Origin of the sequence: Erythrobacter colymbi (assembly GCF_002155685.1) — a bacterium.
Lineage (GTDB): Bacteria > Pseudomonadota > Alphaproteobacteria > Sphingomonadales > Sphingomonadaceae > Erythrobacter > Erythrobacter colymbi.
The window spans coordinates 1-11,786 of sequence record NZ_MUYK01000035.1; the positions used below are offsets into that span (position 1 = coordinate 1).

Here is an 11,786-nt window from a genome sequence, read left to right on the forward strand (position 1 = left end):
GCCCTTGACGCAATAAAAGCCGCCGACCGAGAAGAGGTCCTTCGCGCGCCTGAAGCTCTTTTCATCCCAGACTGCGGCGGCCTCCGGAAATTCTTCACGGGCAAGAGGCTCGCCGCGCGTGTAGCGATTGATCGACTGGACGACGATCGGCCCAACAGGGGGCGGGGCATGCGCCGCGGGATCCCAGTCTTTCCCGAATTGTTTCCGGCGGAGACCGAGCTTGAACCCGATCTCGTAATTGCCGAACACATCGCTCATCCAAGCGCCGCCGCTCATGCTTTCCCCCGACATTCCCGCCTTCCCCTCCTGCGGAACGCTTTGCCGCTTGCCAAAGATCACCACCCCATCCCTCTCACCCGAAATACCACCGGCGCCGCACCCACAGCACCGCCGGCACCGATGCCAGCCCGAGGCCGGCGAACAGCGCCGTCGCTCCGGCGCGACCAAATTGGCCGACGCCGACATCTTCGACGATCCACGCGAACAGTCGCACTTTGGTGCTGTCGATCCCCGCCAGCTTCCCAGTCCACGCCATCAGAGCCAGAAAGCCGAAGCACGCCAGTGACAGCACGGCAGCCACAATATCAGAGCGCATCGAACATCCCCTCAGCATCAGGCAGTTCCGCACGCACCATAACCATAGATTTGACGGTGGAGAAGAAGCCGGACCCCGGATTAAGTCCGGGGTGACGGGGACGGCAGCTATGGGGTCGATTGCTGAAAGGCAGCTTTTGGCCAAGAAGAGGCGAAAGCCGCCATCGCCTCCATCGTCGCCCCGTGCTTGACACCGGGTTAGGCGTTTCTTCCTCGCCCTCCGAAGGGAATGCAGCCAAGCCCCGTGTCAAGCACGGGGCGACGGCGGGAGATTTTCCTACTCGCCCGTCAGCCGCTACGATGCGTCCGGCTCTTTTCCATTGTTTTGCCCGGCCTGCGAGGCCGTTGGATAGGCGAGGTGTGTTTTTGCGCCAAACCACACTGTCCGTCCGCTTGGTGCGGGGCGGGCTATATCATTGAATTACAGACGAATCGCCCCTTCCCACAAAGCGGACACGGTGTCCGCTTTGTCCGCCTTGGGTTGAAGCGAAGCGGAAGCCGCTACCCTCTCGATCGTCGCCCCGGACTTGATCCGGGGTTTGGCTTTCCTCCCTTTGCGAGGGCAAGGAGCCAAGCCCCGTGTCAAGCACGGGGCGACGAGGGGGGGTTACTGCGAGGGGGCGGAGGGTGCAGCCCCTCAGATCAGCAGATGCCCTGACCTATCCCGCTTGGTCGCGAGATACCGCGCATTGTGCGGGTTCTCCGGGAGCTGGTGCGGCACGCGCTCGCTCACGGTGATGCCTGCCGCTTCGAGCGCCCGCACCTTGGCGGGGTTGTTCGTCAGCAGGCGGATCGTGCGCGCGCCCAGCAGTTCGAGCATCCGTGCCGCCACGGGGAAATCGCGCGCTTCGTCGGGGAGGCCGAGGCGCTGGTTGGCCTCGACCGTGTCGAAGCCCTGATCCTGCAAGCGGTAGGCGCGCAGCTTGTTGACGAGGCCGATCCCGCGCCCCTCCTGCCGCATGTAGAGCAGCACGCCCCAGCCGGAGTCCCCGTTGCGCGCCTCGTGCGCCATTGCGTGGAGCGCGGCGTCGAGCTGCGGGCCGCAGTCGCATTTGAGGCTGCCGAGGATATCGCCGGTGAGGCACTCGGAGTGCAGGCGGACGAGCGGCTGGCTGTCACCGCTCTGCTTGCCGATGATGAGGGCGACATGCTCGCGCAGGTCGGCGGCGGAGCGGAAGGCGACGATCTCGGCATCCTCGCAGGCGCTGACGGGGAGGCGCGCGCGGGTGACGATCCTGAGGGCCCCCGCGTTGGCATAGGCGGCAAGGTCGCTGACCGAGACCGGCACGGCCTCCCCCGCGCCTTCGGGGTCGACGAGGAAGGCGGGCAGGATCCCCGCGATTCGCGCCAGTTCGAGCGCCGCGGCGGCGGTTTCGGCCCAGTCGAGCCCCACCGCCTTGAACGGGCCCTTCAGGGGGTTGCCGAGATCGAGCGCCGGATCGGCGATCGGCAGGGCATCGCGCATGGTGAAATCCTCGCCCCCCGCGATCAGCACGGGGGCGTGGGGCACGGCGGCCTCTTTCTGGTTGGCGAGCTTCAATGTCGCTGCGCGCGCGGCTGAGATCAGCATCCGCTGGCTCCGCGCGTCCTGCGCGATGGCGGTCTCGACGGGGAGCAGGACAGGCCCCCCTTCGAACGCCAGCGGCCAGCCGTGGCGCAAGGCGTCCACAGCCTGTGCGGCGCGGCGTTCGGGCGACGGCGTCAGAGGTCGAACTCCGTGATCAGCGGCACGTGGTCAGATGGCTGCTCCCACGCCCGCGCATCCTCAAGCACGCGGTGGCTGCGCGATTGCTTCGCCACCTCGGGCGAGGCCCACATGTGATCGAGGCGGCGGCCCTTGTCATTCTCCTGCCAGCCCGGATTGCGGTAGCTCCACCAGGAGTAGTAACGCTCCGGCGCGGGGATGTGCTGGCGGCCGAGATCGACCCAGCCGTGCGCGTCCTGAAAGCGGCCGAGCGTCTCGACCTCGATCGGCGTGTGGCTGACGACCTTGAGGAGCTGCTTGTGGCTCCACACGTCGCTTTCGAGCGGGGCGATGTTGAAATCGCCGACGATGAGCGTCGGCTTGTCGAGCGTGTCGGCCCACTTGGTCATCCGCCCGAGGAAGTCGAGCTTCTGGCCGAACTTCGGGTTCGCCTCGCGGTCGGGAATGTCGCCGCCTGCGGGGATGTAGACGTTCTCGACGAGGAGGTCCTTGTCGATGACCTCGACCCCGATGTGCCGCGCCTCGCCATTGTCCTGCCAGTCGTGGCGGGTGACTTCGCGGATCGGCACGCGGGAAACGGTGGCGACGCCGTGGTAGCCCTTCTGCCCGCTCACCGCCTGATGGGTGTAGCCCAATGCAGCCAGCGCCTCGGCGGGGAAGAGGTGGCTCTCGCACTTGATCTCCTGCAGGCACAGGATGTCGGGCGCGGCCTCGGTCAGCAGCTTTTCGATGAGGCCCACGCGCAGGCGCGCGGAGTTTATGTTCCAGGTGGCGACGGTCAGCATGGGGGCGGACTTAGGGTGCCGCGTGCGAAAGTTCTAGCTTTCACTTTATCGTCAAACCGTGGCGCGATAGGGCGGGGCAAGCTTTCGGAGACCCGCCATGACCCGCACGTTCCTCGCCGCCCTGCTGCTCGCGTCCACCGTTGCCACCCCCGCGCTCGCCAGGGATCGCAAGCCCCCCGCCGAGCCGCGCGCGAAGAACGTCATCCTGTTTATCGGGGACGGCATGGGCATCGCCACCATCACCGCCGCGCGCATCTACGATGGCCAGAAGCGCGGGGAGACGGGCGAGGAGAACCAGCTCAGCTTCGAGAAATTCCCCAATGTGGCGCTGGTGAAGACCTACAACACCAATGCGCAGGTGCCCGATTCGGCGGGCACCGCGAGCGCGATCAACACCGGAGTGAAGACGCGCATCGGCGTGATTGGCATCGGGCCGGAAGCCACCCGCGGCGTGTGCAGCGAGGCGCTCGCCCACCAGCTGCCGACGCTGGGCGAGGAAGCCAAGGCGCGCGGGCTCTCGGTGGGGATCGTCACCACCACCCGCATTACTCACGCCACCCCAGCGGCGGTCTATGCCCACATCGCCGACCGCGACTGGGAGAGCGACACCAACATCCCCGCCGAGCAGCGCGGGCAGGGCTGCAAGGATATCGCCCAGCAGCTGGTCGATGCGAAGTTCGACCTCGCGCTCGGCGGCGGCACTGCGATGTTCTATGGCAAGAACCTTGGTGGCCGCCGCGCCGATCCAGCGGCCGATCTCCCCGCCGCATGGGCCGCCAGAACCGGCGGCGTGGTGGTGAAGGATGCCGCGGGGCTGGCGGCGGCACCGATGGGCAAGCCGGTGCTCGGGCTCTTCAATCCGAGCCACCTCAACTACATGGTCGACCGCAAGCCCGACACGACCGAGCCGACCCTCACCGACATGACCGCGCAGGCGATCGCGCGGCTGAAAGGCGACAAGGACGGCTATTACCTGATGGTCGAGGGCGGGCGGATCGACCATGCCCACCACGAAGGCCGCGCGGGCTATGCGCTCGAGGAAGCGGTCGAGTTTGCCAAGGCGGTGCAATATGCGGTCGATCACACCGACCCGAAGGAGACGCTGATCCTCGTCACCGCCGATCACAGCCACGTCTTCACCATTGCGGGCTATCCGGTGCGCGGGAACGACATCCTTGGGCTCGTGGTGCCCCCGCCGGGCGGCGGCGATGGCGATCATGCCGGCGCGCTCAAGGATGGCGATCCGACACCGGCGCTCGACGGCAAGCCCTATACGACATTGGGCTACGCCAATGGCCCGGGCGCGGTGAAGGGCGAGCGGCCGGTGCCGCAGACGGGCCTCAAGGCGCAGCAGCAGTCGCTGGTGCCGACCGGCGCGGAGACCCACGGCGGCGAGGACGTCGCCCTGTTCGCTACCGGCCCTGGCGCCCCGCGCGCCCACGGCGTGATCGAGCAGAACGTGATCTTCTCTATCATGCGCAAGGCGCTCGGCTGGGAGAAGTAGGGCGGGGCGGTGCGAAAGCAGGTGCCCTGAAGCCCGGCGCCGAGCCCCCACCCCCAACCCCTCCCCGTGGGGGAGGGGAGTCAGAGGCTAGCGCAGCAACGGCGGCGAAGCCGCCGCAAGGCCGAACGGCCGCCCGCAGCGACGCGCCCGCAGGGCGTGTGAGCGAGGATTTCGCACGCCGGAGGCGTGCGGAACACCAAAGCGCACAAAAAACCCCTGACCCGGGGGCGATGGGTCAGGGGTTCCATGGAGCGTTCGTCACGCTTGTACAAGACAGGCCCATTTCGAAGGGTGGGCAACAGGGGGGAAACCTCCCTTCGGCCCGTCTTGTTGAGAATGATTAGCCGGTTTCGCCTTTCACTCACATGAACGCGGCAAGTTTTCTGTCGCTTTCATACAACCGTTCGTCGGACGGGCGTTCAGCCCGGGCGACGAGCCGTGCGGCGCGGATCCTTGAAGGTGAAGGTGCTCTCTGCCACCGCAACGCCGTAGCGCTGGTTCGAGAGGTTCACGCGGGTGCGGTTGTTCTGCGCGTCGAGCGCGACCCAGTTGGTAAGCTGCAAGCCGCCCGGGGCCGAGGCGTTGCGCACGAAGACCAGCGTGATCATCCCGAATTCGGGTTTCTTGGGATCGCGCACCTCGACGCTGAGGACGTCCTTGTTGCTGGTCGGCACCATCTTGCCGAAGCGCTTCACGTCCTTGTTCGGATCGAACAGCGCGCCCAGCGGCGAGCTGCCGATCGGCCAGCGTTCGACCTGGTTGACCTCGTAGTCGATCACGTAGAGCGACTTGCCGTTGGAGATGACGAGGAAATCGGCGTCCTTGCCGTAATCGAAGCGGATCTTGCCCGGGCGCTTCAGCGTCATCGTCCCGCGCAGGGTGTTGCCCGCGCGGTCGGTCTGGGTGAAGTCGGCCTTCATGGTCGAGATGGCGCGCAGCGCGCCGACCACCGCGTCGAGATCGCTGGCCGATTGCGCGGCTGCGGGCGGGGCCAGTTCGGGGGTCTTGCCGGGGACGAGACCAAGGGCGAGCGCTCCGGCCCCGAGGCCGAGCGCCAGCTTGCTGACGAGGGAAATGCGTGTTGTCATGCCGTGCGGACTAGGGGCGCAGGCTTGAACTGTCGATGAATTATCGCGCCCGCGGCGGGCGCGCGCCAGACCTTACTTGATCTTGGCTTCCTTGAACTCGACATGCTTGCGCGCGACGGGATCGTACTTCCGGAAGCTCATCTTCTCGGTGATGTTGCGCGGGTTCTTCTTGGTCACGTAGAAGAAGCCGGTGCCCTCGCTCGAGACGAGGCGGATCTTGACGGTGGTGGGCTTCGCCATGGCGGTATCCTGTCAACTGGGTCGGCCCGGCGAGTGCTTACCGCAGGGCTAGAAAAGCAAATAGCGGCGCGCCCGGAAGGTCCGGCACACCGCCACACGGGCGCGCCATTCGCCGATTCACGGGCAAAAGTCAATAAGAGTCACCAGTCCGATGCGCGGGGCTTGCCGCGGTTGGCCTTGACCGCGCCGCGCACCTTCTTGACCTTCAGCCGCTCGGTCTTGCCCACCCGGTTGAGCCGCGTCTTCGCCCGCCGCTTGGGCTCGACCTGCGCCTCCTCCAGCAGCGCGGCGAGCTTGGCGCGCGCGTCCTGCCGGTTGGCCTCCTGCGTGCGGTGGGCCTTGGAGGTGACGATCAGATCGCCGTTGCCCGCCAGCTTCGCCCCCGCCAGCGTCCGCAGCCGCGCGAACACCGGGGGCGAGAGGCGCAGGGCGTAGACATTGACGCGCAGTTCGACCTCGGTCGCGACCTTGTTGGCGTTCTGCCCGCCCGGGCCGGAGCCGGCGAGGAAGCTCTCGCTGGCGAGCCTGATGGCGCGCGCGCTCAGCGGCTCTTCGTCATCCATTTTTCGCCCCGAAGGCGAGGAAGTCCGCCGGCAGCGGCGCGCGGGCCTCGATGGCGGTCTTGCCGGGGCGGGTCAGCGTCAGGCTCTCGGCATGGAGCATCGTGCGCTTGGCCGCGCCCGCGTTGCCCGCGCCATAGACCGGATCGCCCAGCAAGGGCGCGCCGAGGCCCTTCAGCGCGTGCACCCGCAGCTGGTGCGTGCGCCCGGTCTCGGGCCGGAAGCGGATCAGGCTGTGCGGGCCGAGATGCTCGACCAGCTCCCAGTGCGAGACGGCGGGCTTGCCCTTCTTCGCCGCGATCATCCGCCAGCCCTTCTCGGCCGAGCTGATCTTGGCCAGCGCCAGTTCGATCGTGCCCGACGTGCCCTCGGGATGCCCCGCAAGGATCGCGAGGTAGGTCTTGCCCACCAGCCGCTCCTCGAACGCCCGGTTGAAACGCGCCAGCGCCTTGGGGTTGCGCGCGAGCAGCAGGCAGCCGGAGGTGTCGGTGTCGAGCCGGTGCACCGCGACCGGCGGGCGCTGGAAGCCCAGTTTCAGCCGCTCGAGATGATCCTCGAGGCAGATGCCGCCCTTGCGCGGCCGATCGACCGCCATGCCCGAGGGCTTGTCGATCACCAGCGCTTCGCCGTCTTCGTAGAGGATTTTGATGTCAGCCATGGGGCCCCTTAACCGTTCGCCCGCGGCCTGTCGAAGAACTAAACCAGCACCGCCCGCATCAGCCCGCGCAGGGCGTTGCCGATCCGGAAGCCTTGCGCCAGATCATCCAGCGTCAGCTCCGCCTCTCGCGCGCGGCCCTCGGCGATCAGCTGTTCGCGCAACACGCCGGGGAGCAGGCCGAGGCTGAGCGGTGGGGTGAGCAGTACGCCGTCCGGCCCGTCCACGAAGACGCTGGTCCAGCTGCCTTCGGTAACGAGGCCATCGGCGCGCACCAGCAGCGCCTCGTCCGCGCCGAAGCCACGCGCGGCGGCGAGGGCGTCCTCGTAGAAGCCGCGGTCCGAGGTCTTGTGCGCGAGCCGCCAGTCCGAGGGATCGAGCGGGTGGGGCAGCACGGCGACCTTGACCGGCTCGGCCAGAGCGGCGGGCAGCGGCGCGGTTTCGAGCGCACTCGCCCCGCTGCGCGATGCCAGCAGGCGCACCTTGGCCGGCGCTTCAAGCTCGAAACACAGCGCCTGGATCTGGTTCCGCAGCGCATGGCGATCAAAAGCGAAGCCCAGCGCGGCAGCGCTCGCCTTCATGCGGCCGAGGTGCAGTTCGAGAAGGGCAATGCCGCTCTCCGGCTCGAAGCGCATCGTCTCGATCAGATCGCATTGCGGCGCGGTGAGGCCGGGTGCCGCGCGGCGCAGGAAGCCGGCCTTGACCTCGCATTCGCGGCGCTCTGCCATCGGCTCGCTATCGGCCACGATCGCCGAGCCGATGCCGAGCACCGCCGCGCCCTGTCCGTTCTCGATGGGGGTGAGCCGCAGGGTGCGGATCGCGACGTTGAAGGCGGCATTCCCGTCGGCATCAATCCGGCCGATCGCGCCGCAGTATGGCCCGCGCGCATCGCGCTCGACCTCGGCAAGCAGCTCCATCGCGCGGATCTTGGGCGCGCCGGTGATCGAGCCGCAGGGGAACAGCGCGCGCACCAGATCCATCGCGCCCTTGCCCGGGCTGAGCCGCGCGCGCACCGTGCTGACCATCTGGTGCACCGTCGGATAACTCTCGACCGCAAAGGGTGCATCGACATGGACGCTCCCCGCCTCGGCGACGCGCGACAGGTCGTTGCGCATCAGGTCGACGATCATCAGGTTCTCGGCCCGGTCCTTGACCGAGGTCGCCAAGTCGTCTGCCATGGCCGCGTCGGCGGCGGGATCGGCCATGCGCGGGCGGGTGCCCTTCATCGGCTTCACCTTCGCTTCGGCGCCATTGAGGGCCACGAACAGCTCGGGCGAGAAGCTCAGCAGCCAGTGCGATCCGTCGAAGATCAGCCCGCCATAGCCCGCCCGCGCCCCGTCGCGCAGCGCGGCGTAGAGCCCCACCGGATCGCCCCGGAAGCTGCCGGCGAGCGGATAGGTGAGGTTCGCCTGATAGATGTCGCCCGCGTGGATCGCCTCGGTCAGCGTGGCGAAGGCCGCGGCATATCCGCCGGGGGAGAGCTGCGGCTCCATCGGGCCGAGCGTGCCGGGCCCCTCTGCCCGGTCGGCGAGCCATGCGGGCACATCGGCGGCGGCGATCCGGCGCGGCGTATCGAACAGGCCGAGCCACACCAGCGGGCCCGCCGCACCGCTTCGCCCGGCGGCGATGCCGGCGAGCCTCGGTTCGAGCGCGAGGCCCGCCTCGTAGGCGATGTATCCCGCCAGTGCACCGCCATCTGCCACCCTCGCCGCTTCCGCCGCGGCGAGCACCGCTTCGACCTCGTCCGGGCGATGGGCGACGAACAGCGCGCGCGGGCTCTCGTAGAGCAGCGCGTCGGCGGCGCCTTCCCCGGCGCGGGCATCATCGAGCAGGACGAACAGCGTTGGCGAACCCATGGCCCGCAAAGCCTTGGCCCAATCGCGCGCGGAAGTCGAGAACTTGACCGCCGCGCCGCGCCCCTGCACATCTCCGCGCGACACTTTACCACGCGAGGGGCAGGCATGACTGAGAGCGCATCCGACATCTTTCTCGGACTTGGCGCGGACGGATCGCGGCAGGCATTGCTGCTGTCGCGCTCGAACCGCCACGGCCTGATCGCGGGGGCGACCGGCACCGGCAAGACCGTGACCCTGCAGGGCATCGCCGAGAGTTTCTCGGCCGCGGGCGTGCCGGTGTTTCTCGCCGACGTGAAGGGCGACCTGTCGGGCATCGCCATGCCGGGCTCGCCGACTTTCAAGCACGCCGACAAGCTGGAGAGCCGCGCGAAGGAACTCGGCATCACCGACTATGCCTATGCCGACAATCCCGTGATTTTCTGGGATTTGTACGGCGAACAGGGCCATCCGATCCGTACCACCGTGTCCGAAATGGGCCCGCTGCTGCTATCGCGCCTGCTCGATCTGAACGAGACGCAGGAAGGCGTGCTCCAAATCATCTTCCGCTATGCCGACGAGAACGGTCTGCTGCTGCTCGATTTCGAGGACCTCTCGGCGCTGCTCGCCTGGGCGAACGAGAATGCCTCTGAATTGTCAGGGAAATACGGCAACGTCACCAAGCCCTCGGTCGGCTCGATCCAGCGCCAGCTCTTGAGCTTCGAGGCGCAAGGGGCGGACAATTTCTTCGGTGAGCCGGCGCTCGAGATCAATGACTTCCTCAAGGTCGACGACAAGGGGCGCGGCTATGTGAATGTCCTTGCCGCCGACAAGTTGATGCGCAGCCCCAAGCTCTATGCCACCTTCCTGCTGTGGCTGCTGGCGGAACTGTTTGAATCGCTTCCGGAAGTCGGCGATCCGGAGAAGCCTAGGCTGGTGTTCTTCTTCGACGAGGCGCACCTGCTGTTCGACGATGCCCCCAAGGCCTTGCAGGACACCATCGAGCAGGTGGTCCGTCTGATCCGTTCGAAGGGCGTGGGGGTGTTCTTCATCACCCAGAATCCGATTGATATTCCTGAAGAAGTTGCGGGCCAGCTCGGCAACCGGGTGCAGCACGCGCTGCGCGCCTTCACCCCGCGTGACCAGCGCGCGATCAAGGCGGCGGCGGAGACCTTCCGCGTCAATCCCAAGCTCGATGTCGAGGCGGTGATCACCGAACTCAAGGTGGGCGAGGCGCTGGTCTCGACCCTCGATGATGACGGCGCGCCGACGGTGGTGGAGCGCACGCTGATCAAGCCGCCGCGCTCGCGGCTAGGGCCGGTCGAGCCGAAAGAACGCGCGATTATTCAATCGATTAGCCCGGTCGAGGGCAAGTATGACACCCGCGCCAATCGCGAGAGCGCGGCCGAGGTGCTCGCCGCCAAGGCCGCCGATGCCGCCGCGACCGCGCAGGAAGTGGCCGAGAAGGGCGTCGAGGAAGTCGCCAAGCGCGAGCGCAAGACGCCCTCGGTGTGGGAGAAGGCCGGCAAGAGCGCGATGACCGCCGCGACCGGATCGCTCGCCTCGATGGCGGTGGCGATGGTGCTCGGCAAGAAGTCCGCCGCCAATCCCTTGCAGACCGGGGCGACGGCGTTTGTCCGCAATCTGCTCGGCGGGTTGATGCGGTGATCGGCCGGAGTGCGATGTTTCACGTGAAACGTCGCGCTGGCGGGGGGTCAGGACGGGTCTGAAGGGGGTCTGGCGGGGGTCTGGAGCCCGCTGAAGCCGCGCGAGTGCCGTGCGAGAGCGAGCTGACGCGGGGATGTGTTTGCGGGGCGGGCCTGATCTTCCGGTGCCGAGCCCCCACCCCCCGACCCCCTCCCCGTGGGGGAGGGGGAGAATTGCGCCCCCCTACCGCTCGCGGTGCTGGGTGCCTTCGCCTGCTGTGATGAAGATCGCGGTCGCGCTTTCGGCCATGTCGGCGGTGTGCCACACGCCGCGCGGATTGATCGCGTATTCCCCGGCGGCGAGCGGGGTCTCGACCACCCGCCCGCCTTCAAGCTCCTGCACCAGTACCATGGCGCCTGCGGTGCAGATCACCACCTCGTCACCCGCGGGGTGCATTTCCCACGAGGTCCAGCTTTCCGTGAAGGTGTATTGCGACACCAGCCGGCCTTCCGCCCCGTCGCCCGCGTGGCGGGCAACGTAGCCCTCGTACCACTCCATCCCGGCGAAAGGCGGCTCTTCCACCGCCTTCGCGCCGAGGCCGAGATGGATGAAGCGCTCCTCGAGCCGGGGCGCGGTCATTCGCCCGCCTTGGGACCGGTCGGCGCGGTCATGCAGAAGGCATTCAGTTTGTTGCCGTCCGGATCGCGGAAATAGCCCGCGTAGAACCCGTCCTCGCCGCGCGGGCCGGGCGCGCCTTCGCAGGTGCCGCCGTGGGCCATCGCCGTGTCGTAGACCGCGTGGACTTCCTCCGGAGATTTCACCTCGAGCGCGACCATCACCCCGTTGCCGACCGTCGCCGGCCCGCCATCGAAGGGCATGGTCGCTGCGATCCCGGGTGCCCCGCCGATCGTGCCCCAGGCGATGAAGCTGCCGAACTCCATCATCCGCCCGACGCCGAAATGCGCGGCAATCGCGTCATAGAAGGCCGCCGCGCGGGCAAGGTCGTTGGTGCCGAGGGTAACGTAGCCGATCATGTGGTTCCTCCTGTCCGGTGCGAATCGTGTAGGAGAACATTACAGGAACATTTGCATTCCAACAAGTGACGCGGGGCAGGGTGTCGGCCCGCCACCGGACGGGCCGCGAGCGCACGCGCGCGAGCCGCAGGCGATCCGGCGC

13 protein-coding genes are annotated in these 11,786 nt (G+C 67.7%); 2 read left to right on the forward strand and 11 right to left on the reverse strand.

Going from position 1 to position 11,786, the window contains the following annotated elements:
• The 4 genes from BZF57_RS19840 to BZF57_RS19855 all read right to left on the reverse strand — a co-directional run.
• A partial coding sequence (locus BZF57_RS19840) for a hypothetical protein (protein WP_206073261.1) occupies positions 1-339 on the reverse strand: 339 nt, incomplete at its 3' end.
• Positions 340-352: 13 nt separating this feature from the next.
• The gene (locus tag BZF57_RS19845; RefSeq protein ID WP_086741042.1) at positions 353-595 is read right to left on the reverse strand and encodes a hypothetical protein; all 243 of its coding nucleotides are present in this window, start codon (positions 593-595) and stop codon (positions 353-355) included.
• A gap of 636 nt (positions 596-1,231) precedes the next feature.
• Complete coding sequence (gene ribA / locus BZF57_RS19850) at positions 1,232-2,263, reverse strand: GTP cyclohydrolase II (RefSeq protein ID WP_086741045.1); 1,032 nt, start codon at positions 2,261-2,263, stop codon at positions 1,232-1,234.
• 32 nt (positions 2,264-2,295) lie between these two features.
• Complete coding sequence (locus tag BZF57_RS19855; protein ID WP_086741047.1) at positions 2,296-3,084, reverse strand: exodeoxyribonuclease III; 789 nt, start codon at positions 3,082-3,084, stop codon at positions 2,296-2,298.
• Between the two features lie 97 nt (positions 3,085-3,181).
• Between BZF57_RS19855 and BZF57_RS19860 the strand changes: the two genes are divergently transcribed.
• Positions 3,182-4,588: an alkaline phosphatase gene (locus tag BZF57_RS19860; RefSeq protein ID WP_086741049.1), complete on the forward strand. Its 1,407-nt coding sequence runs from the start codon at positions 3,182-3,184 to the stop codon at positions 4,586-4,588.
• 419 nt (positions 4,589-5,007) lie between these two features.
• Here the strand turns inward: BZF57_RS19860 and BZF57_RS19865 are convergent, their stop codons facing one another.
• The 5 genes from BZF57_RS19865 to pabB form a co-directional block, all read right to left on the reverse strand.
• On the reverse strand, positions 5,008-5,676 hold the full coding sequence (locus BZF57_RS19865) for a LolA family protein (protein ID WP_086741051.1): 669 nt from the start codon (positions 5,674-5,676) through the stop codon (positions 5,008-5,010).
• Between the two features lie 72 nt (positions 5,677-5,748).
• Positions 5,749-5,916: a 50S ribosomal protein L33 gene (rpmG, locus tag BZF57_RS19870; RefSeq protein WP_017664380.1), complete on the reverse strand. Its 168-nt coding sequence runs from the start codon at positions 5,914-5,916 to the stop codon at positions 5,749-5,751.
• A 140-nt stretch (positions 5,917-6,056) separates the two neighbouring features.
• Positions 6,057-6,479 carry an alternative ribosome rescue aminoacyl-tRNA hydrolase ArfB gene (gene arfB / locus BZF57_RS19875; protein ID WP_086741053.1) on the reverse strand — a complete coding sequence of 141 codons (423 nt, stop codon included), beginning with the start codon at positions 6,477-6,479 and terminating at the stop codon, positions 6,057-6,059.
• The gene (locus BZF57_RS19880) at positions 6,472-7,134 is read right to left on the reverse strand and encodes an RluA family pseudouridine synthase (RefSeq protein WP_086741056.1); all 663 of its coding nucleotides are present in this window, start codon (positions 7,132-7,134) and stop codon (positions 6,472-6,474) included. The genes arfB and BZF57_RS19880 overlap by 8 nt, the downstream gene beginning before the upstream one ends.
• Before the next feature lie 38 nt (positions 7,135-7,172).
• Positions 7,173-8,987, reverse strand: a complete 1,815-nt coding sequence (gene pabB / locus BZF57_RS19885) for an aminodeoxychorismate synthase component I (protein WP_086741064.1) — start codon at positions 8,985-8,987, stop codon at positions 7,173-7,175.
• A 105-nt stretch (positions 8,988-9,092) separates the two neighbouring features.
• Here pabB and BZF57_RS19890 point away from each other — a divergent pair, with 105 nt between their 5' ends.
• Complete coding sequence (locus tag BZF57_RS19890) at positions 9,093-10,631, forward strand: helicase HerA-like domain-containing protein (RefSeq protein ID WP_086741058.1); 1,539 nt, start codon at positions 9,093-9,095, stop codon at positions 10,629-10,631.
• Between the two features lie 222 nt (positions 10,632-10,853).
• Here the strand turns inward: BZF57_RS19890 and BZF57_RS19895 are convergent, their stop codons facing one another.
• Positions 10,854-11,249 (reverse strand): cupin domain-containing protein, encoded by a 396-nt coding sequence (locus BZF57_RS19895; RefSeq protein ID WP_086741060.1) that lies wholly within the window; start codon positions 11,247-11,249, stop codon positions 10,854-10,856.
• Positions 11,246-11,644: a VOC family protein gene (locus BZF57_RS19900; RefSeq protein WP_086741062.1), complete on the reverse strand. Its 399-nt coding sequence runs from the start codon at positions 11,642-11,644 to the stop codon at positions 11,246-11,248. The genes BZF57_RS19895 and BZF57_RS19900 overlap by 4 nt, the downstream gene beginning before the upstream one ends.
• Positions 11,645-11,786 lie beyond the last annotated feature (142 nt).